The 26,967-nt window shown below is 68.3% G+C and carries 22 protein-coding genes and 1 tRNA gene; 10 read left to right on the top strand and 13 right to left on the bottom strand.

Translation table 11 applies throughout. The features are described 5' to 3' along the window. Nucleotides 1–55: 55 nt before the first annotated feature. Entirely contained in the window at nucleotides 56–2,218 is a 2,163-nt protein-coding gene (gene katG, locus ATSB10_RS06200) for a catalase/peroxidase HPI (RefSeq protein WP_063671321.1), read from the bottom strand. A 448-nt stretch (nucleotides 2,219–2,666) separates the two neighbouring features. Beyond that, nucleotides 2,667–5,240, bottom strand: coding sequence for a DNA mismatch repair protein MutS (gene mutS, locus ATSB10_RS06195; RefSeq protein ID WP_063671319.1), 2,574 nt, complete (start codon nucleotides 5,238–5,240; stop codon nucleotides 2,667–2,669). A gap of 94 nt (nucleotides 5,241–5,334) precedes the next feature. Between mutS and ATSB10_RS06190 the strand changes: the two genes are divergently transcribed. The 7 genes from ATSB10_RS06190 to ATSB10_RS06160 all read left to right on the top strand — a co-directional run bounded on the left by ATSB10_RS06190 (nucleotide 5,335) and on the right by ATSB10_RS06160 (nucleotide 11,472). After that, nucleotides 5,335–5,844: a CinA family protein gene (locus ATSB10_RS06190; protein WP_063671317.1), complete on the top strand. Its 510-nt coding sequence runs from the start codon at nucleotides 5,335–5,337 to the stop codon at nucleotides 5,842–5,844. 169 nt (nucleotides 5,845–6,013) lie between these two features. Continuing rightward, nucleotides 6,014–7,054, top strand: coding sequence for a recombinase RecA (recA, locus tag ATSB10_RS06185; protein ID WP_017460932.1), 1,041 nt, complete (start codon nucleotides 6,014–6,016; stop codon nucleotides 7,052–7,054). A gap of 4 nt (nucleotides 7,055–7,058) precedes the next feature. Further along, nucleotides 7,059–7,631, top strand: a complete 573-nt coding sequence (locus ATSB10_RS06180) for a protein tyrosine phosphatase family protein (protein ID WP_017460931.1) — start codon at nucleotides 7,059–7,061, stop codon at nucleotides 7,629–7,631. 10 nt (nucleotides 7,632–7,641) lie between these two features. Next, complete coding sequence (locus ATSB10_RS06175) at nucleotides 7,642–8,127, top strand: regulatory protein RecX (protein WP_017460930.1); 486 nt, start codon at nucleotides 7,642–7,644, stop codon at nucleotides 8,125–8,127. Nucleotides 8,128–8,208: 81 nt separating this feature from the next. Next, entirely contained in the window at nucleotides 8,209–10,845 is a 2,637-nt protein-coding gene (gene alaS, locus ATSB10_RS06170) for an alanine--tRNA ligase (RefSeq protein ID WP_063671316.1), read from the top strand. Between the two features lie 258 nt (nucleotides 10,846–11,103). After that, a complete protein-coding gene (gene csrA, locus ATSB10_RS06165) occupies nucleotides 11,104–11,310 on the top strand; it encodes a carbon storage regulator CsrA (protein ID WP_063671314.1) in 207 nt (68 codons plus the stop codon). Nucleotides 11,311–11,379: 69 nt separating this feature from the next. Then, a tRNA-Ser gene (locus ATSB10_RS06160) sits at nucleotides 11,380–11,472 on the top strand. Between the two features lie 370 nt (nucleotides 11,473–11,842). On the opposite strand, the gene ATSB10_RS06155 is transcribed toward ATSB10_RS06160, so the two are convergent. The 7 genes from ATSB10_RS06155 to ATSB10_RS06125 form a co-directional block, all read right to left on the bottom strand. Then, nucleotides 11,843–12,571, bottom strand: a complete 729-nt coding sequence (locus ATSB10_RS06155; protein ID WP_063671312.1) for a UDP-2,3-diacylglucosamine diphosphatase — start codon at nucleotides 12,569–12,571, stop codon at nucleotides 11,843–11,845. Between the two features lie 5 nt (nucleotides 12,572–12,576). Further along, complete coding sequence (locus ATSB10_RS06150; protein WP_063671310.1) at nucleotides 12,577–13,311, bottom strand: peptidylprolyl isomerase; 735 nt, start codon at nucleotides 13,309–13,311, stop codon at nucleotides 12,577–12,579. Between the two features lie 92 nt (nucleotides 13,312–13,403). Beyond that, entirely contained in the window at nucleotides 13,404–14,921 is a 1,518-nt protein-coding gene (locus ATSB10_RS06145) for a Ppx/GppA phosphatase family protein (protein ID WP_083966103.1), read from the bottom strand. A 64-nt stretch (nucleotides 14,922–14,985) separates the two neighbouring features. Beyond that, nucleotides 14,986–17,094: a polyphosphate kinase 1 gene (ppk1, locus tag ATSB10_RS06140; RefSeq protein WP_063671306.1), complete on the bottom strand. Its 2,109-nt coding sequence runs from the start codon at nucleotides 17,092–17,094 to the stop codon at nucleotides 14,986–14,988. Nucleotides 17,095–17,169: 75 nt separating this feature from the next. Further along, entirely contained in the window at nucleotides 17,170–18,414 is a 1,245-nt protein-coding gene (phoR, locus tag ATSB10_RS06135; RefSeq protein ID WP_157469116.1) for a phosphate regulon sensor histidine kinase PhoR, read from the bottom strand. 102 nt (nucleotides 18,415–18,516) lie between these two features. After that, nucleotides 18,517–19,206: a phosphate regulon transcriptional regulator PhoB gene (gene phoB / locus ATSB10_RS06130; protein WP_026107161.1), complete on the bottom strand. Its 690-nt coding sequence runs from the start codon at nucleotides 19,204–19,206 to the stop codon at nucleotides 18,517–18,519. A gap of 92 nt (nucleotides 19,207–19,298) precedes the next feature. Continuing rightward, nucleotides 19,299–20,921 (bottom strand): M48 family metalloprotease, encoded by a 1,623-nt coding sequence (locus tag ATSB10_RS06125; RefSeq protein WP_063671305.1) that lies wholly within the window; start codon nucleotides 20,919–20,921, stop codon nucleotides 19,299–19,301. Nucleotides 20,922–21,068: 147 nt separating this feature from the next. Here ATSB10_RS06125 and grxC point away from each other — a divergent pair, with 147 nt between their 5' ends. The 3 genes from grxC to ATSB10_RS06110 all read left to right on the top strand — a co-directional run bounded on the left by grxC (nucleotide 21,069) and on the right by ATSB10_RS06110 (nucleotide 22,891). After that, nucleotides 21,069–21,332, top strand: coding sequence for a glutaredoxin 3 (gene grxC / locus ATSB10_RS06120; protein ID WP_063671304.1), 264 nt, complete (start codon nucleotides 21,069–21,071; stop codon nucleotides 21,330–21,332). Next, nucleotides 21,329–21,715 carry a carboxymuconolactone decarboxylase family protein gene (locus tag ATSB10_RS06115; RefSeq protein ID WP_063671303.1) on the top strand — a complete coding sequence of 129 codons (387 nt, stop codon included), beginning with the start codon at nucleotides 21,329–21,331 and terminating at the stop codon, nucleotides 21,713–21,715. The genes grxC and ATSB10_RS06115 overlap by 4 nt, the downstream gene beginning before the upstream one ends. Nucleotides 21,716–21,877: 162 nt before the next feature. Continuing rightward, nucleotides 21,878–22,891: an isocitrate dehydrogenase gene (locus ATSB10_RS06110; protein ID WP_063671302.1), complete on the top strand. Its 1,014-nt coding sequence runs from the start codon at nucleotides 21,878–21,880 to the stop codon at nucleotides 22,889–22,891. Nucleotides 22,892–22,969: 78 nt separating this feature from the next. Here ATSB10_RS06110 and ATSB10_RS06105 read toward each other — a convergent pair whose 3' ends face one another. The 4 genes from ATSB10_RS06105 to ATSB10_RS06090 all read right to left on the bottom strand — a co-directional run bounded on the left by ATSB10_RS06105 (nucleotide 22,970) and on the right by ATSB10_RS06090 (nucleotide 26,913). Next, complete coding sequence (locus ATSB10_RS06105; RefSeq protein WP_063671301.1) at nucleotides 22,970–23,428, bottom strand: carboxymuconolactone decarboxylase family protein; 459 nt, start codon at nucleotides 23,426–23,428, stop codon at nucleotides 22,970–22,972. A gap of 35 nt (nucleotides 23,429–23,463) precedes the next feature. Further along, the gene (gene sigJ / locus ATSB10_RS06100) at nucleotides 23,464–24,369 is read right to left on the bottom strand and encodes an RNA polymerase sigma factor SigJ (protein WP_063671299.1); all 906 of its coding nucleotides are present in this window, start codon (nucleotides 24,367–24,369) and stop codon (nucleotides 23,464–23,466) included. Between the two features lie 107 nt (nucleotides 24,370–24,476). Then, nucleotides 24,477–25,400, bottom strand: a complete 924-nt coding sequence (locus tag ATSB10_RS06095; protein ID WP_269465621.1) for an aspartyl/asparaginyl beta-hydroxylase domain-containing protein — start codon at nucleotides 25,398–25,400, stop codon at nucleotides 24,477–24,479. Nucleotides 25,401–25,533: 133 nt separating this feature from the next. Continuing rightward, nucleotides 25,534–26,913 carry a PhoH family protein gene (locus ATSB10_RS06090; protein ID WP_063671295.1) on the bottom strand — a complete coding sequence of 460 codons (1,380 nt, stop codon included), beginning with the start codon at nucleotides 26,911–26,913 and terminating at the stop codon, nucleotides 25,534–25,536. Nucleotides 26,914–26,967: the final 54 nt, after the last annotated feature.

Below are 26,967 nucleotides of genomic sequence, written 5' to 3'. Positions count from 1 at the left end.
CCAAATGAGAGCGGCGGCGGAGGTTGCCCTCCGCCACCGTTCTTCCTCGCCCGAGTCAGCCTTGCAGGTCGAAGCGGTCCAGGTTCATCACCTTGACCCAGGCGGCGACGAAGTCGGCGACGAACTTGTCCCTGCCGTCGGCCTGGGCGTAGACCTCGGCCAGCGAGCGCAGCACCGAGTTCGAGCCGAACACCAGGTCGACGCGCGTGCCGGTGTACTTCACCGCGCCGGTCTTGCGGTCGCGCCCCTCGAAGCGCTCGCCGGCCGGTTTCCACTCGGTGGCCATGTCCAGCAGATTGACGAAGAAGTTGTTGCCGAGCACGCCCGGCTTGTCGGTGAACACGCCGTCCTTGCCGCCGTCGAAGTTCGCGCCCAGCACGCGCAGGCCGCCGACCAGCGCGGTCATCTCCGGCGCGGTGAGGGTGAGCAACTGGGCCTTGTCGACCAGCAGGTGTTCGGCAGGCACCGACGACTTGCCTTTCAGGTAATTGCGGAAGCCGTCGGCGAATGGCTCCAGGTAGCTGAAAGAGTCCACGTCGGTCTGCTCGGCGCTGGCATCCACTCGACCTGGCGAGAACGGCACCTCGACGCTCAGGCCCGCGGCCTTCGCCGCCATCTCGATACCCACGCCGCCGGCCAGCACGATCACGTCGGCCAACGAAGCCTTGCCGGATGCCTTCTGGATCTCTTCCAGCTTCGGCAGCGCTTTCACTGCCGCGGCGTTGACCGCCCAGTCCTTCTGCGGGGCGAGGCGGATGCGCGCACCGTTGGCACCGCCACGCTTGTCGCCGCCGCGGAAGGTCGACGCCGAGGCCCAGGCGATCGACACCAGCTGCGACACGCTCAGGCCCGAGGCGGCGATCTTCGCCTTGAGGTCGGCGATGTCGGCGGCGGTCGGATGATGCGCGGCCTTGGGCAGCGGGTCCTGCCACAGCAGATCTTCCTTCGGGATCTCCGGCCCGAGGTAACGGGACTTCGGACCGAGATCGCGATGGGTGAGCTTGAACCAGGCGCGCGCATAGGCTTCGGCGAAGGCCTGCGGATCGTCCCGGAACCTGCGCGAGATCTTTTCGTAGGCCGGGTCGAAGCGCAGCGAGAGGTCGGTGGTGAGCATGGTCGGCCGGCGCTTGGGCGAATCCGCCGAGGGGCCGGGAATGATCGCTTCGGAGCCCTTGGCCACCCATTGCTGCGCGCCGGCCGGGCTCTTCTCCAGCTCCCACTCGAAATCGAACAGGAACTTGAAGTAGTCGTTGCTCCACTGCACCGGGGTGCGGGTCCAGGTGACCTCCAGGCCGGAGGTAATCGCATCCTTGCCCACGCCGCTGGCGAACGAGTTGGTCCAGCCGAAGCCCTGCTGCTCCAGTGGCGCCGATTCCGGATCCGCGCCGACGTGGCTGGCCGGGGCTGCGCCGTGGGTCTTGCCCAGGGTGTGGCCGCCGGCGATCAGCGCGACGGTCTCTTCGTCGTCCATCGCCATGCGGGCGAAGGTTTCGCGGATGTCGTGCGCGGCGGCCACCGGATCGGGGTTGCCGTCCGGACCCTCCGGGTTCACGTAGATCAGGCCCATCTGCACGGCAGCCAGCGGGTTGTCCAGGTTGCGCTCGCCGGGCTTGCCGTGGGAGTAGCGGCTGTCCGGCGTGTTGCTGAGCGCCAGCCACTCGGTCTCGCTGCCCCAGGACACGTCCTGGTCGGGCTCCCATACATCCTCGCGGCCGCCGGCAAAGCCGAAGGTGCGGAAGCCGGTCGACTCCAGTGCGACATTGCCGGCCAGGATCATCAGGTCGCCCCAGGAGATCTTCTGGCCGTACTTCTGCTTGATCGGCCACAACAGGCGTCGCGCCTTGTCCAGGCTGACGTTGTCCGGCCACGAGTTGAGCGGAGCGAAGCGCTGCTGGCCGCGTCCGGCACCACCGCGCCCATCACCGATGCGGTAGGTGCCGGCGGCGTGCCAGGCCATGCGGATCATCAGGCCGGCATAGCTGCCGAAGTCGGCCGGCCACCAGTCCTTGGAGTCGGTCATCATCGCCAGCAGGTCCTTCTTGAGGGCCGCATAGTCGAGCTTGGCGAATGCCTTGCGATAGTCGAACGAGCGGCCCAGCGGGTCGGACTTCTCCGAGTGCTGGCTGAGCAGTTCGAGTCGAAGCTGGTTGGGCCACCAGTCCCGGTTGGTGGTGCCGGTGGCGGCAGGATGGAACGGGCATTTCGCTTCGCTGGACATGATCTTTCTCCCTCTGGCCTGGTGATGCGGCTTTCCGGTCAGTTCCTGCGCCGGGATGCCTGACGTGGGTGGGAATTCCCTCGACGCGTTCGCCGTGCGCCGCTCAGCCGCGCAAGCATGCGCGGTGGTGCGTGCAGGAGATGTCGCCGGTGTGCAGTGCGGAGGCCGGTGACAACCGCGCCGGCAATCGGAGGTCATGCCTCACACGGTTCGGACTCGGGACCATGCACGCCTCCGCTGCTGAGGGAACGATGCGCGACGGGGCTGGCGGTGGCTGGTCCGCGATCGCGACCCGGCCAAGGTAGTCCTCCGTCTGTCATGCGTGAATTCGTTTGTTCCGATGCAATCGATAGTCTGAGGCTATGCTGCATGCGCGCCATGGACTAGCACGATGGTGCGTGGTTCCGGGGGAGGGCGGCCGGCGCACAGCCTGCGCCGGCCTCGCGGATCAGGACAGCGCCTTGAGCCGGTAAAGCTCGGCCAGTGCGTCGCGCGGCGAGAGCGCGTCGGGATCGACCTCGGCCAGCCGTTTCTCCACCGCCGAGGGCTCGGGCGGCGCGAACAGGCCGAGCTGCGGCGAGGCCTCTTCCCGGCGCGTGGCGGCTCCGCCCGGATGCGCACCCTTTTCAAGCGCGGCCAGGGTGCGCCGCGCGTCGGCGATCACTGCCTTGGGCAGGCCGGCCAGCGCCGCCACCTGCAGGCCGAAGCTGCGGTTGGCCGGGCCTTCCTTGACCGCGTGCATGAAGACCAGCTGGTCGCCGTACTCCACCGCGTCCAGATGCACGTTGGCGATGCCGGGGTATTCGCCGGCCAGTTCGGTCAGCTCGAAGTAGTGGGTGGCAAACAAGGTGTAGGCGCGGCTGGCTGCCGCCAGATGCACCGCGCAGGCGCGGGCCAGCGCGAGGCCGTCGTAGGTGCTGGTGCCGCGGCCGACCTCGTCCATCAGCACCAGGCTGTGCTCGGTGGCGTTGTGCAGGATGTTGGCGGTCTCGCTCATCTCCACCATGAAGGTGGACTGGCCGCGCGAGAGGTCGTCGCCGGCGCCGATGCGGGTGAAGATGCGGTCGATCGGGCCGATCGTGGCCGCGCTCGCCGGCACGTAGCTGCCGATATGGGCCAGCAGCACGATCAGCGCGTTCTGGCGCATGTAGGTGGACTTGCCGCCCATGTTGGGGCCGGTGATCACCAGCATGCGGCGGGCGTCGTCGAGGATCAGGTCGTTCGGTTCGAACGGCTCGTCGCGCACCTTCTCAACCACCGGATGACGGCCGCGCTCGATCGCGATGCCCGGCGCGTCGGTGAGGGTGGGAGCGCTCCAGTCCAGCGTGTCGGCGCGCTCGGCCAGGGTGGCCAGCACGTCGAGCTCGGCGATGGCCGAGGCAGCGGCCTTCAGCGGCTCGAGGTGTTCGATCAGCCGGTCGAGCACGGCTTCGTAAAGCGCGCGCTCGCGCATCAGCGAGCGTTCCTTGGCCGACAGCACCTTGTCCTCGAACTGTTTGAGCTCCTCGGTGATGTAGCGCTCGGCGTTCTTGGTGGTCTGGCGGCGCGTGTAGTGCGTGGGCGCTTTGTCCGACTGCGCCTTGCTGATCTCGATGTAGTAGCCGTGCACGCGGTTGTAGCCGACCTTCAGCGTGGCGATGCCGCTGGCGGCCTTCTCGCGTTCCTCCAGCTCGACCAGGTACTGGTCGGCGTGGGTCGAGAGGCGACGCAGCTCGTCCAGCTCGGCGTCGTAGCCGTCGGCGATCACGCCGCCGTCGCGCTGCAGGACCGGCGGCTGGGCCACGATCGCCTTCGCCAGCCAGTCGGCGAGGTCGGCGTGGTCGCCGATGCGATCGACCAGCGCGTGCAGCAACGGGCTTTCCAGCGCCACGATCTGGCCGCCCAGTTCCGGCGCCGCGGCGAGGCCGTCGCGCAGCGTGGACAGGTCGCGCGGACGCGCCGAACGCAGCGCCACGCGGGCGAGGATGCGTTCCAGGTCACCGATGCCGCGCAGGGTGTCGCGCAGGCCCTGGTAGCGGCGGTTGTCGATCAGCGCGGCGATCGCACCGTGGCGGCCGCGCAGCAGCTCGCGCGAGCGCAGCGGGCGGTTCAGCCAGCGGCGCAGCAGGCGCGCGCCCATCGGCGTCACCGTCTCGTCCAGCACGCCGAGCAGGGTGTGCTCGGTGCGGCCGGTGGGATGCGTGTCCAGCTCCAGGTTGCGGCGGGTCGCGGCGTCCAGCGCGATGGTCTCGCTGGCGCTTTCCACCGCCATGCCGGACAGGTGCGGCAGCGCGCTCTTCTGGGTTTCCTCGACGTAGCCGAGCAGGCAGCCGGCCGCGGCGATCGCCAGCGGCAGCTTGTCCACGCCGAATCCGCCGAGGTCGCGCGTGCCGAAGAAGCGGTTGAGCTCGCGCCGGGCCGCGTCGGCGTCGAAATGCCACGGCGGCCGCTTGCGCAGGCCGGGCAGGGCGCTAACCAGTTTCGGCCAGGCCACCGACTCGTCGACCAGCGTCTCGGCCGGTTGCAGCCGGGCCAGTTCGGCGGCGAGGGTTTCGGCGGTCGGCACTTCGCTGAGCAGGAAGCGCCCGCTGGAAAGATCCACCCAGGCCAGGCCGTAGCTGCCGCCCGGACCGGCGGCGATCGCCAGCAGCAGGTTGTCGCGGCGTTCTTCCAACAGCGCGGCGTCGGTCACCGTGCCGGGGGTGACGATGCGCACCACCTTGCGCTCGACGATGCCCTTCGCCAGCGCCGGGTCGCCGATCTGCTCGCAGATCGCCACCGACTCGCCCAGCCGCACGAGGCGCGCCAGATAGTTCTCCACCGCGTGATAGGGCACGCCGGCCATCGGGATCGGCTGGCCGGCCGACTGCCCGCGCTGGGTCAGGGTGATGTCCAGCAGTCGCGCCGCCTTGCGCGCGTCCTCGTAGAACAGCTCGTAGAAATCGCCCATGCGGAAGAACAGCAGCACGTCCGGATGCGCGGCCTTGGCCGAGAGGTACTGCCGCATCAGCGGGGTGTGCTGGGAAAGATCGTCTTGGCTCATGCTCGGGGCGGGTCTTGGCTCGATCGGGCGGAACGGGTAGAACGGAACGCTTCGCGCCGCGCGTGGCGCCTGTTCCGAAGCCGAGGAGTCTCGCATGGAGTCCGCATCCGTTCCTACCGACGAGGCGCTGCGTCGGCTCGCCGAGGAGGTCGCCGGCCTGATGCGCGAGCGCAAGCTGATGCTGGTGACCGCCGAATCGTGCACCGGCGGCTTTATCGCCAAGGTGCTCACCGACCTGCCGGGCAGCTCGGCCTGGTTCGATGCCGGCGTGGTGACCTACAGCTACGAGGCCAAGGAGGCGCTGCTCGGCGTCAACCCGCGGACGCTGGAGCGGACCGGCGCGGTGAGCGAGGAGACCGTGCTGGAGATGGTCTCCGGCGCGCTGGCGCGCTTCGGCGCCGGGGCGGCGGTCGCGGTGACCGGCATCGCCGGCCCCTCCGGCGGTACCGAGGAAAAGCCGGTCGGCACGGTCTGGATCGGCTGGAAGCGCCGCGGCGGCTATGCCCATGCCAGGGTGTTCCATTTCGGCGGCGATCGCGACGCGATCCGGCGGCAGACCGTGGCCGCGGCGCTCAGCGGGCTGGGGCGTGAGCTGACCGGCTGAGCCGGCGCCTGCCCGCCGTGGGCAGGGCGGGTCGACGACCGGGTCGGGCTTGACCGGTGTGGGATACTCCGTGTCCCGGAATCGCAGCCCTTGAGATGGCTCCGGCGCATGCTCCGCGCCGTAGACGATTCACCACCCTCCTTTTCACCGTTGACGCAGGATCCCCACGATGGATGACAACAAGCGCAAGGCGCTCGCCTCGGCCCTCGGCCAGATCGAAAAGCAGTTCGGCAAGGGCGCGGTGATGCGTCTCGGCGACCGCGTGAACGAGGCCATCGAGACCGTTTCCACCGGCTCGCTCGGCCTGGACATCGCCCTGGGCATCGGCGGCCTGCCTCGCGGCCGCATCATCGAGATCTACGGTCCGGAGTCCTCCGGCAAGACCACGCTGACCCTGCAGGTGATCGCCAACTGCCAGAAGAACGGCGGCACCGCGGCCTTCGTCGACGCCGAGCACGCGCTCGACCCGTCCTACGCCGAGAAGCTGGGCGTGAACCTGGACGACCTGCTGATCTCGCAGCCGGACACCGGCGAGCAGGCGCTGGAGATCGCCGACATGCTGGTGCGCTCCAACGCCGTGGACGTGGTGGTGGTCGACTCGGTCGCCGCGCTCACCCCGAAGGCGGAAATCGAGGGCGAGATGGGCGACTCCCACGTCGGCCTGCACGCCCGCCTGATGAGCCAGGCGTTGCGCAAGCTCACCGCCAACATCAAGAAGTCCGGCACCCTGGTGATCTTCATCAACCAGATCCGCATGAAGATCGGCGTGATGTTCGGCAGTCCCGAGACCACCACCGGCGGCAACGCGCTGAAGTTCTACGCCTCGGTGCGCCTGGACATCCGCCGCACCGGTGCAGTGAAGAAGGGCGACGAGGTGATCGGCTCGGAGACCCGTGTGAAGGTGGTCAAGAACAAGGTGGCGCCGCCGTTCCGCCAGGCCGAGTTCGAGATCCTTTACGGCGAGGGCACCTCTCGCGAGGGCGAGATCATCGAGCTGGGCGTGCGCGAGAACCTGATCGACAAGTCCGGCGCCTGGTACAGCTACAACGGCGACCGCATCGGCCAGGGCAAGGAGAACGTGCGCCAGTTCCTGCGCGACAACCCGGCCATCGCCAACGACATCGACCAGCAGCTGCGCGCCCGCCTGCTGGTCTCGGCCAGCGGCAAGGCTGCTGCGGCGACCGAGGAGGAGGTCGAGTCGGAGGCCTGATCCGGTGAAGTCGCGCCGTTCAGTTCCGCTGGTGGCCGGCCTCGTGCTCGCGCTCGGGGTGGCCGGCCCGAGCGCGGCTCGCGCACCCGCCGAAGGGGGCGCCACCGCGGCGCCAGTGCCGGCACCGGTAGTCCACGAGCTGCCCGGCGGTGTCTGGCTGGCCGGCCAGGTCACTCCGGCGCAGCTTCAGGGACTGCAGGCTCGTGGTCTGGCCGCCGTGGTGGTCGTGAGGCCCGACGGCGAGGCCCCGGGCCAGCCGACCGCCGCCGAGATGGCCCGCGCGGCCCATGCGCTTGGCATGGCGTTCGACTATGCCCCCGTCGCGCCCGGCACGATGCCGGCCGACTCGGTCGCAACGGTCGGCCGCGCGCTCGCGGCGCCGGCCCGGCCGGTGCTGGTCTATTGCCGCAGCGGTCATCGGGCGGCGCACATCTGGGCCCTGGCCGAGGCCTCCCGCCCCGGCGGCCTGGAGGTGGCGGCGATCGAGGCCGCTGTCCGTTCGGCCGGCCAGTCGGTGGACGACATCGACGGCGCGCTGCGCTCGCGGGTCGCGGCGCGACCCGTCTCCACGCGCTGACGGCGCGGCGATGGCGTTTGGCCGCAAGCCGCCACCGGACAAGCCATCGGCTTATGCGGCCGCGCTGGGCATGCTGGCGCGGCGGGAGCAGTCGCGCCGCGAGCTCCGGCGCAAGCTCGACCGCAAGGGCTTCGAGGGGGATGAGGCCGAGCAGGCGCTGGATCGCCTGGGCGATCAGCGCTACCAGGACGACGAACGCTTCGCCGGCATGCTGACGCGCAACCGGGCCGGACAGGGCTATGGACCGGTGCGGATCCGGATGGAGCTGAAGACCCACGGGCTGGACGATGCCGCTATCCGCGCCTGCCTGGACGAACTCGACGTCGACTGGGATGCCAGTGCCGCGTCGCAACTGCGCAGACGCTACGGCGGCAAGGCCCCGGTGGACCACGCCGAGCGGGCCAAACGGGCGCAGTTCCTCTTGCGTCGCGGCTTTTCCGCCGCCACAGTACGTCGTGTTACCCACGCCGACGTGGATGACGCCGACGACGACTGAGCTTCAGGGTCGCGTGGCGTCGCCCCGGCGTGGATTCGTTTCTGCCGCCCCTCGCCGGCGGCCCCGACGCCAGATGCCTGCATGAAGACCGCCGAAATCCGTTCCGCCTTCCTCGAATTCTTCCGCGCCAAGGGTCACACCATCGTGCCCTCGGCCTCGCTGGTGCCGTCCAGCGACCCGACCCTGCTGTTCACCAATTCGGGCATGGTGCCGTTCAAGAACGTGTTCCTCGGCAGCGAAAAGCTCCCGTACGTGCGCGCGGCCGACGTGCAACGCTGCCTGCGCGCCGGCGGCAAGCACAACGACCTGGATTCGGTCGGCTACACCGCGCGCCACCACACCTTTTTCGAGATGCTGGGCAACTGGTCGTTCGGCGACTACTTCAAGCGCGAGGCGATCGCCTGGGCGTGGGAGCTGCTGACCGGCGTGTTCAAGCTGCCGGCAGAGAAGCTGTGGGTCACCGTCTACCACACCGACGACGAGGCCTTCGAGCTCTGGAACAAGGTCATCGGCGTGCCGGCCGAGCGCATCGTGCGCATCGGCGACAACAAGGGCGCGCCCTTTGCCTCGGACAATTTCTGGCAGATGGCCGACACCGGCCCCTGCGGTCCATGCACCGAGATCTTCTACGACCACGGCCCGGACGTGGCCGGTGGCCCGCCCGGGTCGCCGGACGAGGACGGTGACCGCTACATCGAGATCTGGAACCTGGTGTTCATGCAGTTCGACCGTGCGCCGGACGGCACGCTGAGCCCGCTGCCGGCGCCGTGCGTGGACACCGGCATGGGCCTGGAGCGCCTGGCCGCCGTGCTGCAGCACGTGCACTCGAACTACGAGATCGACCTGTTCCAGCGGCTGATCGCCAAGGCCGCCGAGTTCACCGGCACGGCGGACCTGGCCAACAAGTCGCTGCGCGTGATCGCCGATCACATCCGCGCGTGCTCGTTCCTGATCGTCGACGGCGTGCTGCCGTCCAACGAGGGCCGCGGCTACGTGCTGCGCCGGATCATCCGCCGGGCGCTGCGCCACGGCTGGATGCTCGGCGTGCGCGGCGATTTTTTCTGGAAGATGGTCGCGCCGCTGGTCGCCGAGATGGGCGAGCCGTACCCGGAGCTGGCGGCGAAGCAGGCGTTCATTGAGGACGCGCTGCGCACCGAGGAGCAGCGCTTCGGCGAGACGCTCGAGCACGGCATGCGCGTGTTCGACGAAGTGGCCGGCAAGGCCGGCAAGACCATCCCCGGCGTCGACGCGTTCCGCCTGTACGACACCTACGGCTTTCCGGTCGACCTGACCGCCGACATCGCCCGCGAACGCGGCATGGACGTGGACATGGCCGGCTTCGAGCAGGCCATGAACGAGCAGCGCGAGCGCGCCCGTGCGGCGGGCAAGTTCGAGGCCAAGGGCGTGATGCCGGCCGAGCTGGCCAGCCAGCTCAAGCCCACCGAATTCCTCGGCTACGAGGCGCTGGCGGCTGAGGGCGCCAGGGTCGTCGGAATCGTCCGCGCCGGCCGCCAGGTCGATCAGCTGGCCGAGGGCGAGGAGGGTTTCGTCATCCTCGACCGCACGCCGTTCTACGCCGAGTCCGGCGGCCAGGTCGGCGACACCGGCACACTGTCCAGGGCCGGCGGCACCTTCGCCGTGGCCGACACGCTGAAGATGGGTGGCGTGTTTTTCGGCCACGCCGGCCGCTGGCAGGGCGCCCAGCCGCTGAGCCAGGGCGACGTGGTCCGGGCGGCCGTCGACGGCGAGCGTCGCCAGGCGATCGTGCTCAACCACTCGGCCACCCACCTGCTGCACGCGGCGCTGCGCAAGGTGCTCGGCGACCACGTGACCCAGAAGGGCTCGCTGGTGGCCCCGGATCGCCTGCGCTTCGACTTCGCGCACCACAAGCCGGTGAGCCGCGAGGAGCTGGCCGAGATCGAGGCGCTGGTGAATACCGAGGTGCGTCGCAATGCCGCCGCCGATGTGCGCCACATGGCCTACGACGATGCCATCGCGTTCGGCGCGATGGCGCTGTTCGGCGAGAAGTACGGCGACCAAGTGCGCGTGCTGAAAATGGGCGAGTTCTCGACCGAACTGTGCGGTGGTACCCACGTCGGTCGCACCGGCGACATCGGTCTGTTCAAGATCGTCAGCGAGGCGGGCGTGGCCTCCGGCGTGCGCCGCATCGAGGCGGTGACCGGTGCGGGTGCACTGGCCTACGTGGCCGACGAGGAGCGCCGTCTGGGCGAGCTGGCCCATCTGCTCTCCGGCAACGGCGACGAAGTCGTCGACAAGCTGCGTCAACTGTTCGAAAAGCAGAAGAAGCTCGAGCGCGAGCTGGAATCGCTGCGCGCCAAGGCGGCCGGCTCGGCGACCGCGGACCTCGCGGCCTCGGCGACCGACGTGGGCGGGATCAAGGTCGTCGCGGCGCGTCTGGAAGGGCTGGACGCCAAGGCGTTGCGCGACAGCGTCGACCAGCTCAAGCAGCAGCTGGGCGATTGCGTGGTGCTGCTGGCCGGCGTGGCCGAGGGTCGCGCCTCGCTGGTCGCCGGTGTGCATGGTGCGGCGCTCGGGCGCATCAAGGCCGGCGAGGTGGTCGCCCACATTGCCGGCCAGATCGGTGGCAAGGGGGGCGGGCGACCGGATATGGCGCAGGGCGGTGGTGACGATGCCCCGCAGTTGCCGACACTGCTCGCTGACCTGCCAGCCTGGATCGGGGCGCGCCTCGGAGCCTGATGGAAGGCATGGGAAAGGTGGGGCGGTTCCACTAGACGCTGATTGCGCGCCCTGTCTGGGCTCGGCTAGTATCAATAGATTGTCGGTATCACGAATTGCGGTGATATCGCCTGCCAAGACAGTTAATTCGCCTTGGCGGATGCCGGGGAAGGCGGAAAGGCCTTCGACGGAAACTGTCGTCGAACTGCTGGTGGACTCAGGGGTGAGGTCTCACCGACAGAAGGCCTGTAACCACACCAAATGATGGAGTAGCAAGCCATGTTGATTCTGACCCGCCGGGTCGGTGAAACCCTGATGATCGGTGACGAGGTGACCGTCACCGTTCTCGGCGTCAAGGGCAATCAGGTGCGCATCGGCATCAATGCCCCGAAGAACGTCGCGGTCCACCGCGAAGAGATCTACCAGCGTATCAAGGGCGAGAACGAGTCCGGTGGTGCCGCGCACCCGGAAGACGCCGCGGAATAATCGCGAAGGCTTTACCTCGAGCGCGCCGGTCAGTATCCTTGCCGGCTCCGCAGCAATGCGGCAAAACACGGAGAGATGCCCGAGAGGCCGAAGGGGCTCCCCTGCTAAGGGAGTATAGGGTCAAAAGCCTTATCGAGGGTTCGAATCCCTCTCTCTCCGCCAGATACGCAAAACGCCCCCTTCGCGGGGCGTTTTGCGTATCTGGTCCGGGGCCGTGGGGCGACGGACCTTCTGGCGACCGGTCGCCCCCGTTTCACCTCGAGTGTCATCGGCTGCTCCGATGTCCATTCCGTGGACGGCTCTGGCAAGCCCCTCATTTTCGTCTGCAGCAGGATTCGGACAGCCGGAAAAGCGGACGTCCATGCGCAGGGCGGACGGGTGGGCTCCATGGACAGGGTCAACGCTCCCTCGCAAGGCACTGGACATGCACACCCCTTTCGGGGCGCTGCGTGTATGCGGTGGAGTAGAGAGGGGCGGTGCGTTGTGCTGTGCTTCCCATGCCGCGCGCCAGGTGACAGCGTTCGCGGTCGGATCAGTCCGTCGGCAGGCCGCGCAGTTCGACGTGGCCGGGAGTGACCCGGAGTACCGAGCCCTGCTCGTACCAGTCGCCCAGCACGATGCGCTCGGCAGGCTGCCCGTCGAGGTCGAAACGATGCACCGCCGGGCGATGGGTATGGCCGTGGATGAGCCGGGTGACGCCGGCGTTGCGCATCGCCTGCGCGACCGCTCCTGCATTCACATCCATGATGGTCTCCATGGTCGAGCCGGTGTGGGCGCGGCTGTCCTCGCGTGCTTTCGCGGCGAACGCGCGTCGGGCATCCAGCGGCATGGCCAGTACCTGTGCGGCCCACGCCGGCTGGCGTACCTGCCGGCGGACCGCCTGGTAGGCGACGTCGTCGGTGCAGAGCACGTCACCGTGCATCAGCAGGGTGGGCTGGCCCTGGATGGCGTGGACGGTGCCGTCTTCGAGCAGGATCAGTCCGGCGCGCCGGGCGAAGGACTCACCCAGCAGGAAGTCGCGGTTCCCGGCCATGAAGTGCACCGGTACGCCGGCGTCCGCAACCGCGCGCGTGGCCACCGCGATTCGGGCGGGAAGCTCCGCGTCGTCGTCATCCCCGATCCAGGCTTCGACCAGATCGCCGAGGACGTACAGGGCATCGGCCGAGCGCACCTCGTCGCTGGCCATCCAGCGCTCGAACAGGTCGGTGATACCGGGGCGCGCGACGTCCAGGTGCAGATCGGAAATGAGCAGCGTATGCACGTCGATCAGCCGTGCCGTTTGGTCGGTGCGGCGCCTTTCTTCGGCTTGCTCGTGGCGGCCTTGGCCGCGGGCGCTGCGCTGCCGGCGGTCGCTGGCTGAGTGTCTTCGCTCTTGGTGGCCTCGCCGACGATATCCGCACCGGTGATCACCACCAGCGGGTTGGGCACGTCACCCGCGAACGGCCCCTGCGCGCGGGTAGGCAGGGAGGCGATCCTGTCGACCACGTCCATACCCTTGATCACCTTGCCGAACACGGCGTAGCCCCAGGTCAGCCCGCTCTGGCTGCCGACGAAGTCCAGGCGGCGGTTGTCGACCAGGTTGAAGAAGAACTGCGAGGTGCCGGAATTGGGGTCGGCGCCGCGGGCGACCGCAATGGTGCCGCGCACGTTGGACAGGCCGTTGTCTGCCTCGCTGGCGATCGCCGGCCGGGTGCGGCGCGGTTGCAGGTCGCGGGTGTACAGGCCGCCCTGCACCAGATAGCCCGGGATCACGCGATGAAAGACGGTGCCCGCATAGAAACCGTCACGGACGTACTGGAGGAAGTTCGCCACGCTCTTGGGCGACTTGTCCGGGTAGAGCTCCAGCGTGATGTCGCCGAGCGAGGTATGCATCACCACTTCCGGCCGCGGCGTCTCCTGCGCGGTGGGCTGTGGAGTTGCCGTGCTGGCGTCCTTGGGTGCCTTCTGCGCCAGCAGGGTGGACGGAGCAATGAGCAGCAGGGAGAGCAGGAAAGCTTTCAACGTGGATCTCGCGCGTGCCTGGAATCGCCCAATGATACGCGGCCGCGCCAGCCTGGGGCTGGCCGTGGCTGAATCGCAGTGCGCTGCCACGGTCAGATCGCGCTGAGGGCCAGGGTGAAACCGAGATCGGACATCGGGGAGCGCTCCTGCTCCAGGTCGGCCTCGGTGAGCGGATGCTGCTCCAGCCATGCGGCCGGCAGCGCCAGGCGCAGGCGTTGCCGGGTGGCGGCCAGCCGCAGCGCCGGCAGAGATTCGGCGCGGCGTGCCCGGCGGAACAGTACCGCCAGCCGCAGCAGGGCCGTGATCTGCCGGGCGATCAGCCGATAGCGCTGGGGCAGGGCCGAGATCAGCGCCTTGTCCGGCTTGCGCCGGTGCAGTTCGACGATGGCCGCGAGCAGTTGTTGCTCCTGCCGGGAGAAGCCGGCGAGGTCGGCGTTGCGCAGGATGTAGGCGCCGTGGCGATGGTGCTGGCTGTGGGCGATCGCCAGGCCGATCTCGTGCACACGGGCCGTCCAGGATAGCCACTCGCGCGCCTCGGCATCGAGCTTCCACTGCGACGCGATCTGGTCGAACAGCACCAGTGCGGTCGACTCCACGCGTCGCGCCTGTGCCCGGTCCACTCCGTAGCGGGTGGCCAGCGCATCGATGCTCGCTGTGCGCGGATCGCTACCGCCGGCGCGGCCGAGCATGTCCCATAGCAGGCCCTCGCGCATCGAGCTTTCGCACACGCGCATGCGCTCGATGCCAAGCGCCTGGAAGGCCGCCTCGAAAATCACCACGCCGCCGGCGATCACCGGCGCGCGGTCGTCGGCCAGTCCCGGGAGCTTGAGCGAGCCGATCTGTCCCTGGTCGAGCAGCGCGTCGCGCAATGAGGCCAGCGACGACTGGGTGATGCCGTCGTCCGAGAGCTTCATCGCCTGAACCACCGAGCCGATCGCCTTGGCGGTACCGGACGAGCCGAATGCCTCCTGCCAGCCCGCCTCGCGGTAGTCCTCTTCGAACTGCTGCAGCAGCAGGCCTATCTCGCCACGGGCCTTCTGCCAGCGCTTGCGGTTGAGCTTGCCGCCGGCGAAGAAGCGCAGCGTGGAGGCGATACAGCCGACCTGGACACTCTCGGTATGCAGCGGCGCGACACCGCGGCCAATGATGAATTCGGTGCTGCCACCGCCGACGTCGATCACCAGCCGGGGCTCGCGCGAGGCGGGCAGGTCGTGGGCCACGCCAAGGAAGATCAGGCGACCTTCCTCGCGGCCGGAGACCACTTCCACCGGGTGGCCCAGCGCGGTTTCCGCGGCCGTGAGAAACGCCTGTGGCGAGGCGAGGCGGCGCACCGTATTGGTGGCCACCGCGCGCACGTGCAGCGAGGGCAGGCCAGCCAGGCGCTGGCCGAAGCGGGCCAGGCAGTTCAGGGCCCGCGCGCGGTGCTCGGCATCGAGGGTGCCGTCGCTGCGCAGGCCCGCGGCCATGCGCACGGTGTCGCGCAGGCGATCGATCACGCGCGGCTCACCGTGTTCGACCCGCGCGACGACCATGTGGAAACTGTTCGATCCCATGTCCACTGCGGCAACCAGTTCGCCGTCGCGGATCGGCACGTTGTCGCCCAGCGTCATGCGAGGCATTCCAGGCGGCTTGGCGGACGCGGTGCGGAGGCGGTGTGGGGCATGCTTGGATCCCTTACGGTCTGATCGGCCCGCTGAGCTTGTCGAGCAGCGACTGCTGGGCGTTGTAGGGCGGCTGTTCGCCGGGTGTGGCGCGCGTGTAGCGACCGTTGCTGCCCAGCAGCCAGGCCTGCGTGTTGTCGGCGAGCGTATTGGCCAGCGTCTCGTCGAACACGCGCTGGGCCAGCACGGGGTCGAGGATCGGGAAGGCCACCTCGATGCGCCGCATCAGGTTGCGCTCCATCCAGTCGGCGCTGGCGCAGTACAGCTCCGGCTGGCCGTCGTTGGCGAACCAGTACACCCGGCTGTGCTCGAGGAAGCGGCCGACGATGGAGCGCACGCGGATCCGCTCGGAAACGTCGGGCAGACCCGGCCGCAGCGTGCAGGCGCCGCGCACCACCAGGTCGATCTCGACGCCGGCCTGGGAAGCCCGGTAGAGCGCCTCGATCACGTGCGATTCGTTCAGCGCGTTGAGCTTGGCGACGATCCGCGCGGGCTTTCCGGCACACGCGTTTTCGGTCTCGCGCTCGATCTTCGCCACCACACTCTTGTAGAGGGTGAATGGCGAGTGCAGCAGGCGCTTGAGGCTGATGGTCGGTCCCAGCCCGGAGAGCTGCTGGAAGATCTTGTGCAGGTCCTCGCCGATTTCCTCGTTCGCCGTCATCAGGCCGATGTCGGTGTACAGGCGGCTGTTGGCCTGGTGGTAGTTTCCGGTGGACAGGTGCGCGTAGCGGCGAAGACGGTCGCCCTCGCGGCGCACGATCAGCATCATCTTGGCGTGGGTCTTGAACCCGACCACGCCGTAGACCACCTGCACGCCGGCTTCCTGCAGGCGCGTGGCGAGGCGGATGTTGGCCTCCTCGTCGAAACGCGCGCGCAGCTCGATGACTACGGTGACGTCCTTGCCGTTGCGTGCCGCCTCGATCAGCAGGTCGACCAGCGGGGTGTCCTCGCCGGCGCGGTACAGCGTCTGCTTGATCGCCAGCACCTGCGTGTCCTGCGCGGCCTGGCGCAGCAGGTCGACCACGGCCGAGAAGCTCTCGTAGGGATGGTGCAGCAGCACGTCGCGCTGGGCGATCACGTCGAACTTGTTGCGGCTGGCCTCGATGGTGGCCGGGACCCGCGGGGTGAAGCGCGGGAACTTCAGGTCGGGCCGGTCGACCCAGTCGTAGATCAGCCCCGCGCGGATGATGTTGACCGGTCCGTCGCAACGGTAGACGTCGGCCTCCTCCAGGTCGAAGTTCTCCACCAGCATGCGGGTGATCGACTTGGGGCAGTCGGTGCCGATCTGCAGGCGCACCGGCCGGGCATAGCCGCGGCCGAGCAGCTCTTCGGACAGCGCCCGGGCCAGGTTGTCGACCTCGGCCTCCTCGACCATCAGCTCGCTATTCCGGGTCACCCGGAACTGGTGCGAGCCGAGCACCTTGAAGCCTGGAAAGGCGAGGTCGACGAAGGCATGCAGCAGTTCGGCCAGGAACACGAAATGCTCGCCCGGACCGCTGACCTCGGCCGGGACGCGGATGATCCGCGGCAGCGAACGTGGCGCCCGCACCAGCGCCATGTGCCCCTCGTGGCCGAACGCGTCGCGGCCCTTCAGCACCACCGCGAGGTTGAGCGTCTTGTTGAGGATGCGCGGGAACGGGTGGACCGGGTCCAGCCCCAGCGGCGACAGGACCGGCAGAACCTCTTTCTCGAAGTAGCCGCGCAGCCACTGGTGCTGGCGCTTGCTCCAGCGCTGGCGCGGCAGGATGCAGATGCCCTCGGCCTCCAGCCGGGGGCTGAGGTCCTCCTGCCAGGTGGCATATTGCTCGGCGACGAGGTCCAGGGCGCGGGCGCGGATGCGGGCCAGCAGCTCGCCGGACGGGATGCCGTCCGGGCCGGGCGAGGCCGAACCAAAATGGTGATGGTGCTTGAGCATCGCCACGCGAACCTCGAAGAACTCGTCGAGGTTGTTGGCCACGATGCTCAGGTAGCGCAGGCGCTCGAGCAGGGGCACGTTCGGGTCGCGCGCCATCGCCAGCACACGGAAGTTGAACTCCAGTGCGGCCAGTTCACGGCTGAGGAACAGCTCGGGAGCCCGGAGCTCGGCCGATTCGGTAGTTTGGGACGAGGGTGCACGACGCATGACGCCATTCTGTCGCAACTGTCGTCGGCGCACATCCCATGTGACGACAGGGGTATCGGCCCGACCGGCGCCGGTTCAGCCCTCGTCGCCGGCTGACGGGCCGAGCAGCCGCTCGCGGCCGAAGTGGCAGGAGAACGTCGACCCCTGGCCGGGCGTGCTTTCGATCTGCAGGCGGGCCTGATGCAGGTTCAGCACGTGCTTGACGATGGACAGGCCCAGGCCGGTGCCGCCGGTGTCGCGCGAGCGGCTCGACGAGACCCGGTAGAAGCGTTCGGTCAGGCGTGACAGGTGGTTGGCCGGAATGCCGAAGCCGGTATCGCTCACCGAGTACACCGCGCCGTCGCCCTGCCGCTGCCAGCGGATGGTGATGGTGCCGCCGGCCGGGGTGTATCGCACCGCATTGCTGACCAGGTTGGAAAAGGCGCTGTGCAGGTCCTTGGGCGAGCCGAGCAGGTCGGTCTCGGCGGTGGACTCGAGCACCACGCGATGGCGGCCCTGGCTCAGTGCCTCCGCTTCCTTGCGCAGGGTGGCAAGCAGCGGAGCCATGGCGACGCGTTCGTCGGAGACGTGCTCCTGCGTTTCCAGCCGTGACAGGGTCAGCAGGTCTTCGACGATCTGGCCCATGCGCTTGGACTGGGCGCGCATCTCGCCCAGCACCGGGGCCAGCTCGGGCACATCCTCCGGATCGAGCAGTTCGAGATAGCCGTGGATCACCGTCAGCGGCGTGCGCAGCTCGTGCGAGACGTTCGCGACAAAGTCGCGGCGTATCTGCTCCAGCCGGGTGAGGTCGCTGATGTCGCGGGCCAGCAGCAGGCGCTGGCGGCGGCCGAACGGCAACAGGGTGACGTTGAGGTGACGGTCCGGTCGACCCGGTGCGGGAATGTCGTTGAGCGGCTCGCGCGCGCCGTCCTCCAGCCAGCCGGCGAGGTCGGAGTGGCGCAGCCGTTCGTGCAGGTCGGAGCCGCGATCCTGCGGTCGACGCAGCCCCAGCAGGTCCTCTGCCGCATGGTTGAACCAGCGCACGTGCTGCTCGTTGTCCAGCAGCACCACGGCATCGGGAAGGTTGCCGGCGGCGCTGCGCAGGTCGCGCAGGCTGGAGGCGATACGGCGGGTACGTGTCATGAAACGGTCATGCGTGGGCGGGGAGAAGGAGGGCGATGCGATCATCGCTCGACGCAGATGACGGATCGAAGACAGCAGCAATACGATTTCCGCCAGCGCTGCGACGGTCACACCCGCAGGTGCGTGGCCACCGGCGAAGTGACCGGCCAGGCCGCCGCCAAGCAGGCCAAGGACCAGCCAGAGAACCAGGACCGGCATTCCGGGGAGTCGAACGTTGCTCAAGACGATGGAATCCCGCGGGAGAGGGCAGTCGGCAGGATCGGAAAAACCTCGTTGCTGCGCAAGCCGCGCCCGCGGCGATCACACGCTGGCGGAGAAGCGATAGCCCGAGCCGCGCACGGTCTGCACCATGTCGTCCAGCTTGAACGGCTCAAGCGTCTTGCGCAGGCGCCGGATGTGCACGTCCACCGTGCGCTCTTCCACGTAGACGCTGCCGCCCCACACATGGTCGAGAAGCTGGGCGCGTGAGTACACCCGTTCCGGATGGGTCATGAAGAAGTACAGCAGGCGGTATTCGGTCGGCCCGATCGACACCGGCTCGTCGCCGGCGAACACGCGATGGGCCGGGCCATCGATGCGCAGCGCGCCCAGCTCCACGATGCCGGAGCCGTCGTCGCCGTGGCTGCGGCGCAGCACCGCCTTGATGCGGGCGATCAGCTCGCGGGTCGAGAACGGCTTGATGACGTAATCATCGACGCCGGCCTCCAGGCCGTTGACGCGGTCCATCTCCTCGCCCCGCGCGGTGAGCATGATGATCGGGATCTCCCGGCTGAGCTCTTCCTTGCGCAGGCGCCTCGCCAACTCGAGACCGCTGGTGCCGGGAAGCATCCAGTCGAGCAGGATCAGGTCGGGCACCTGCTCGGCGATGGCCAGCTGCGCGGCACGGGCGTCGGCCGCCTGGGTCGCCTCCATGCCGGCCTTGCGCAGGGCAAAGGCGACCATGTCGCGGATCGAGGCTTCGTCTTCAACGATCAGAATGCGCTTGTGCACGCTTGCTTACGCCCATGTCTGTGACGGTGGGATTGCAGCGTCATTATGTTACGTCGCGATGACAGTTGCGCCGCGACGGGATGTCACCCCGGTTACTGCTGGCCGCGGTCCGGGTTGTCTTCGGTCTGCACCTTGCGCTTGCGCAGCTCGAGCACCAGCGGTGTCAGCTCGGCAATCCGCGCCTGGATACGGGCCCGGGCGTAGTAGTCCAGGTCGTTCCGCTTGAGCACCCGCTTGAGCTGTTCGAGCGCATCGAACGGGCGGCCGGAGAGGTAGCTGGCATCGGCATAGGCTTCGGCGGCGCGGGCGTCATATCCGGCCAGTTCGTTGGCTCGGGCATAGGTGCTGAAAATGTCCGGATCCTCGCTGGTGTCGGTGGCCGGACGCAGCAGGGCCGCGGCGTGGGCCGCCTGGCCCTTGCTCGGCTTGTCGATGATCAACGCCTTGGCATAGGCAAGGGTGATCGCCGCATTGCGGGGCGACTCGTCGTTGAGGGCAGCGTAGGCGTTCAGGGCGCGGGCGCGCTGGCCGTCCTGCAGTTCGGCGTCGGCCAGGGCCAGCCGCAGCACCTGGTTGTCGGGGTGCGATGCCAGCAGTGGCTGGAGGACACTGATCGCCTTCGCCCCACTGCCGCTGCGGGTCAGCGCGAGCGCATACCCGTAGCGGTTGGCCAGCGTGTCGAAGCCATGGTGCGGCAGGTTGGCCGAGTAATAAGTGGTCAGCCTCAAGGGATCGCCCGCCAGCACGCGGACCCGCTCGCGCATCAGGGCGTAGGTGTCGACGTCGCCCGCTGCGGACGTGGCGGGCAGCAGGTCGGTCGGGTTGCGCACGTAGGCGATCGGCGCGGTGCTCTGCGCCCATTGCGCCGGATCGATGGTGTTGCCGCTGGGGCGTTCCTTCTGCATCGCGATCAGTGCGCCGGCGCGCTCTTTCGCGTCACTGATGCGTTCGGTGGTGACCGGATGGTCCTGCAGCAGCGCGGGCACGCCGTCACCTCCGGAACCGGTGCGCAGCGTGTCCTCCATCCGCTCGAAGAACGCAGCCATGGCGTTGGGATCGAAACCGGCGCGGGCCAGGGTCTGGATGCCCACCCGATCCGCCTCGATCTCGTCCTTGCGGGTGAAGTTGATCTGTTTCTGCATCAACGCCCCCTGCCCACCCATCAGGATCGCGCCGGCGGCGTCGCCGGAATGGGCGCTGGAGCCGGCGGCGATCGCACCGAGCAGAACCAGTGCCATCAGGGGGGCATCCTTCTTGGAGGCCTCGAAGGCCCGCTGCAGGTGGTTCTGCGTGATGTGGCCGATCTCGTGGGCGATCACGCCGGCCAGTTCGCTCTCGCTGCGGGTGATCTGGATCAGGCCGGAGTTGACCGCGATGTACCCACCTGGGGCGGCAAAGGCATTGATCTCCGGATCCTTGACGATCAGGAAGCGGAAATGGTCCTTGGGCTTGTCGCTGGCCGCGACCAGCCGGTAGCCGAGGTGGTTGATGTAGTCGTCCAGCAGGGGGTCGTCGACCACCATGTCCAGCGCGCGCATCTGGCGCAGCATCGCGGCACCGTAATCGTTCGCCTCCTGGTCGGAAATCAGCGCGTTCGCCGAGCTGCCCAGATCGGGCAGCCTAACGTTGTCCTGCGCGCCGGCGGCGAGGCTCAGGCCGGCGCTGACCAGCGCAACGAGCAGGCGGGAAAGGGGACGTCGTGGTGCCATGGTCATAGGTCGGCGACAATAGCACTGCGACCGCGACGGCCGCGCTCCGGTTCCGGCCGTTCGGCGCGCATCCGTTCACCCGCCAGCCGCCTTGCGCGGCGGCACCAGCGGCCCCACCTGAGCCCACTAGAAGGTTTTCCCTGGAGTCCGGCAATGCCCAAGATCGAGGTCTATTCCACCGCCGTCTGCCCCTACTGCGTGGCGGCGAAAAACCTGTTGAAGGCCAAGGGTCTGGAATGGACCGAGGTACGCATCGACATGGACATGTCCCAGCGCGACACCATGCTCTCGCGCAGCGGCGGCCGGCGCACCGTGCCGCAGATCTTCATCAACGACCAGCACGTGGGCGGGTTCGACGACCTGGTTGCCGCCGACCGCAGCGGCAAGCTGGCCGAGCTGCTGGGAGCGGGCGCATGAGCACGGAAAAGGATCGCCTGGCCGAGTTCACCGCTTTCCGCCAGCGCATGAACGAGCGGATCCTGGCCGAGGACAACCAGGTGGTGCGGCGCTTCTTCGCACTGGACACGCAGACCTACAAGGGCGGCGCGCTCGACGTGAAGACCAAGGAGCTGCTCGGCCTGGTCGCCTCGATGGTGCTGCGCTGCGACGACTGCATCAGCTACCACGTGGCCCAGTGCAGGGAGGCGGGTGTGACCCGCGAAGAGTTCTTCGAGACCTTCAGCGTGGGGCTGATCGTGGGCGGATCCATCGTGATTCCGCACCTGCGCCGTGCGGTGGACTTCCTCGACCAGCTCGAGGGCGGTGCCGGCCAGTCGGCGGAGTGCGCCGACCACGCCTGAGCGCGTGCAGCTTTTTGGGACGCTGCGTACCAGCATTTGCATCGCCCGCGGCTGTCAACGCGGTGGCCGCGACAGCGGGCATAAGCGATAATTCGCCGGTTATAAGGCCCCGATCTCCCCCTCGGGCGCCTTCCCCCGGAAACGCATCCCAAGGAGCATCCCATGAGCAAGACCATTGCCGTGATCCCCGGCGACGGCATCGGCCCGGAAATCATGACCGCCACGCTGCGCGTGCTCGACGCGCTGGATTGCGGCCTTGAGTACGACTTCGCCGAGGCCGGCATGATCGCGCTGGACAAGCATGGCGACCTGCTGCCGAAGGACACGCTGGACAAGATCGCCCGGCACAAGGTCGCGCTCAAAGGGCCGCTGACCACCCCGATCGGCGGTGGTTTCACCTCGATCAATGTGACCCTGCGCCGCCACTTCGACCTGTACGCCAACGTGCGTCCGGCGATCAGCTTCCCGGGCACCAAGTCGCGCTACGACAACATCGACATCATCACCGTGCGCGAGAACACCGAAGGCGCCTACCTGGCCGAGGGCCAGACGGTGTCCGAGGACGGCGAGGTCGCCCAGTCGATCATCCGCAACACCCGCAAGGGCAGCACGCGCATCGTGCGTTACGCCTTCGAGATGGCCGTGAAGAAGGGTCGCAAGAAGGTCACGGCGGTGCACAAGGCCAACATCATGAAGACCAGCTCCGGGCTGTTCCTCAACGTGGCCCGCGAGATCGCCAAGGAATACCCGCAGATCGAGTTCAACGAGATGATCGTGGACAACACCTGCATGCAACTGGTGATGAAGCCCGAGCAGTTCGACGTGATCGTCACCACCAACCTGTTCGGCGACATCCTCTCCGACCTGTGCGCCGGCCTGGTCGGCGGCCTGGGCCTGGCCCCGGGCGACAACATCGGCGAGCACGCGGCGATCTTCGAGGCGGTGCACGGCTCGGCACCGGACATCGCCGGCAAGGGCATCGCCAACCCGTGCGCACTGCTTCTCGCCGCAGCCGACATGCTCGATCACCTGGGCATGGTGGAGAAGGGCACGAAGCTGCGCCAGGCGATCCGCGACACCATGACGAACGACCGCGACAGCGTGACGCCGGATCTCGGCGGCAAGGGTTCGACCGAGAGCTTCGGCGAGGCGATCGCGCGCCGCGTGAAGGGCTGATCCGGTTCGACCCGGCTTGGACGAAGAAAAACGGCCGCGGCGCCTGCCGTGGCCGTTTTCGTTCCTGCCCGGCGGGATTCAGTGGGCGGCAGGGCGGTAGTGGCCGCCGATCGTGCGCGCGGCGACGTTGATCCGGTTCCAGCTGTTGATGGTCACCACCAGCAGGGTCAGGTCGACCAGTGCCTCCTCGTCGAAGTGCTCGCGGGCCTGTTCGTGGAGTGCGTCGGACACGGCCTCGGGCGAGGCCAGCGCGGTGAGCTCCTCCGCCCAGGCCAGCGCGAGGCGCTCGCGCTCGCTGTACAGCCGGGTCTCACGCCAGGCGGGCAGCAGGTAGAGGCGCTGCTCGGTTTCGCCGGCGGCGCGCGCGTCCTTGCTGTGCATGTCCAGGCAGAACGCGCAGCCGTTGATCTGCGACACGCGCATCTGCACCAGTTCGATCAGGGCCGGCTCCAGCCGGCCGGCGTCGCGGATATTCTGGCCGAGGGTGATCAGCGGCTGCATGGAGGCATAGTGGCGTTGGATGGCAAAACGGGTCATGCAAGGCTCCTTGGAGTGCGGCCGGTATCGGCCGCTCAGGACAAGGACGTCGGAGCCCTGGTTTTCGTGACCGCCTGCAGCCGGGCCAGTTTGTCGGGATGGCGCAGCGCATGTACCGCGGCGATGCGTTCACCGGCCTCGTCGATTTCGATCCACAGCGCCGTGCCCAGCCGGTCGCCCTCGTGGATCAGTAGCGCGGGAGCATCGTTGAGCGTGGTGAGCTCAAAGCGGATCGCGCGCCCCGACAGCTGGCCGGCCACCTGCTGATACAGCCGGGCCAGCCGCTCGGCGCCGTGCAGCGGCCGCAGCGCCGCGCGCACCACGCCCCCGCCATCGCTGATGTGCACCGCATCTTCCGCAAACAGCGCGCGCAGCGAAGCCAGGTCGGGACGCTGCATGGCCGCGACGAAGCGCTGCAGCAGGCGCCGTTGTGTACCCGCATCCACGCGGAAGCGCGGGCGCCCCTCGCGCAGTCGCGTGCGGGCGCGATGCGTGCGCTGCCGGCACGCGTCCTCGGCAATGCCGAGGATGGCCGCGGCCTCGGCATGGCGATAGTCGAACACCTCGGTGAGCAGGAAGGCGGCGCGCTCCTCCGGACTCAGCCGTTCGAGCAGCAGCAGGAACGACAGGCTGAGCGACTCGCTCCGTTCCGCCTCGGCCTCCGGCCGCTCGGCGTCGGTCGGCATCGGTTCGGGCAGCCACGGGCCGGTGTAGTGTTCGCGTTCGGTCCTGGCCCGGCGCAGCCGGTCCAGGGCGAGCCGGGTGGTTACCGTCACCAGCCACGCTTCCGGATCGTCGAGGTCGGTGCCTTCCTGCGCGTGCCAGCGAAGCCACGCATCGTGCAGGACATCCTCGGCGTCGGCCGGGCTGCCGAGCATGCGGTAGGCCAGCCCGAACAGGCGCGGACGGTGTTGCTGGAACAGGGCTGTGCGTGGATCCATGGCGGGAACTCCGGCGGCATGCCACGAGGACGCATGGCGACCCTCAAACGTGACCGCATCTCCGCCCCCCGGCGAAAACCGAGCGGGAGGCGCGACGCGCACCGCGTTCAGCGGACCAGTGGCCAGGGCGCCAGGAAGACCAGCCAGATGAACACCAGCATCGCGGTGTATTTCAGTGCCCGGAACAGCTTGGGGTGCTTCCTCTTGAACGCCCGGCTGCGCTCGCGCCCGCGCTGGTTCAGGGCGAACGCGCGGTTGACGAAGCCGACCTTTTCCGCGGCGGTGTCGCTGTTCGGCGAGGCGGTGATCGAGCCCATGAACGCGCCCACGCGATGGTTGATCGCACTCATCCAGCGGGTGCGCAGCGGCCGTTCGACGTCGGCGAACAGGATCACCCGGGTCTGGTCGGTCCTGTTTTCCGCCCAGTGCACGTAGGTTTCGTCGAACACCACGTCCTTGCCGTCGCCCCAGGCGTGCATCTGGCCGTCGACGAAGATCCGGCAGTCGTCCGAATTCGGCGTGATCAGGCCCAGGTGGTAGCGCAGCGAGCCGGCGAAGGGATCGCGGTGCGGATTGAGCTTCGAACCCGGAGGCAGCAGGGCGAACATCGCCGCCTTGACGCTGGGGATGCTGTTGAGCAGACGCACCGTCTGCGGGCACAGTGCCTCGGCCGAGGCCAGCGGCTCGCCGTACCACTTGAGGTAGAAGCGTTTCCAGCCCTGCTTGAAGAAACTGTTGAAGCTGGCGTCGTTGTGCTTTTCCGCCGCGCGGATGTGGCCCTCGTCGAACAGCGACAGCGCCTCGGCCCGGATCGCCTCCCAGTTGGCCTGCAGCAGGTCCAGCTGGGGGAAGCCGCGACGGTCGAGGATCGGCGTGGCCGGCACGGCCGAGAAGGCGTACATCAGCAGGTTGTACGGGGCGAACACCGCCGAGTGGTCGACCAGCTGGCGATCGAAGCGCAGTTTCACGCGCCCGCGCAGGTGCACCAGCAGCACGCACAGGACGAAGGCGAGCAGCAGGTACAGAACGATCAGGCGGGGGCTGAGCAGGTGCATGGAGACGAATGTCCGGACGACAGGCGCCAAGCATAGCGCCGTGGCCCGGTTCCGGCGTGTGCCAGGGTGCCGCGGGCGGACGCCTGTGGGGCGCCCGCCCGCCGTTGTGTCAGAGCGCTTCGGAAGCGAAGTCGGCCAGTCGCGAACGCTCGCCCCGGCGCAGGGTGATGTGCGCCGAATGCGCCCAGTCCTTGAAGCGGTCCACCGCGTAGGTCAGGCCCGAGGTGGTCTCGGTCAGGTAGGGCGTGTCGATCTGCTCCACGTTGCCCAGGCAGACGATCTTGGTGCCCGGGCCGGCGCGGGTGATCAGGGTCTTCATCTGCTTGGGCGTGAGGTTCTGCGCCTCGTCGATGATCAGGTAGCGCGACAGGAAGGTGCGCCCGCGCATGAAGTTGAGCGAGCGGATCTTGATGCGCGAGGCGAGCAGGTCATTGGTGGCCTGGCGACCCCAGCTGCCGCCTTCCTCCGGGTGCGCCAGCACCTCGAGGTTGTCGGTCAGCGCACCCATCCATGGCGTCATCTTTTCCTCCTCGGTGCCGGGCAGGAAGCCGATGTCCTCGCCCACCGAGACGGTGGCGCGGGTCATGATGATCTCGCGGTAGCGCTGCTGGTCCATCACCTGGGCCAGGCCGGCGGCCAACGCGAGCAGGGTCTTGCCGGTGCCGGCGGTGCCGAGCAGAGTGACGAAATCCACGTCCGGGTCCATCAGCACGTTGAGCGCGAAGTTCTGCTCGCGGTTGCGCGCGGCGATACCCCAGACGCTGTGGTTCGGATGGCTGTGGTCGTCCAGCAGCACCAGCGTGGCCTGCTCCTCGTCCACGGCCATCACGCGCAACTCGACGCTCTCGTCACCGGGCAGGAACAGGCACTGGTTGACGTACCAGTCCTCGCCCTCGGCGCGGTCCAGCCGGTAGAAGGTGCGGCCCCGTTCGCTCCAGGATTCCACCTCGGGGTGCTGGTCCCAGAAGTTCTCCGGCAGCTCGCCGGCGCCGGTGTAGAGCAGGGCGAAGTCGTCCAGCGCCTTGTCGTTCTCGTAGTCCTCCGCGTCGATGCCGAAGATGCTGGCCTTGATGCGCAGGTTGATGTCCTTGCTGACCAGCACCACCGGCCGGCCGGGTTGCTGGTCGAGCAGCTCCAGCACCGCGGCGAGGATCAGGTTGTCCGCCTTGCCGTGGTTGCTGGTGGCGCGCTGCTGGAAGTACAGCCGGCCGATCTCCGGGCCGCGCCTGAGATTCACGCCGGAAGGATTGTCCAGCGACAGGCCGTCCCTGATGCCGTGGCCGTTGCCGCGTTCGATCAGCTCGTTCAGGAAACGACTGACCTGACGGCCGTTGCGCGAAACCTCCGAGGCGCCCTTCTTCTTTTCGTCCAGTTCCTCCAGCACCGTCATCGGGATGAAGATGTCGTGTTCTTCGAAGCGGAACAGCGACGTCGGGTCGTGCAGCAGCACGTTGGTGTCGAGCACATAGATGCGCTTGCTTCCGGTCATGCGGAAGAAACCTCGCTGGGCGTCTTGGAGGGGAGGGTCATGGAATCAGGCCGG

This window comes from Dyella thiooxydans, assembly GCF_001641285.1.
In the GTDB taxonomy this organism is placed as follows: Bacteria; Pseudomonadota; Gammaproteobacteria; order Xanthomonadales; family Rhodanobacteraceae; genus Dyella_A; species Dyella_A thiooxydans.
The sequence above is the reverse complement of the archived record's forward strand: the minus strand, read 5'-3'. Positions and strand labels throughout refer to the sequence as shown.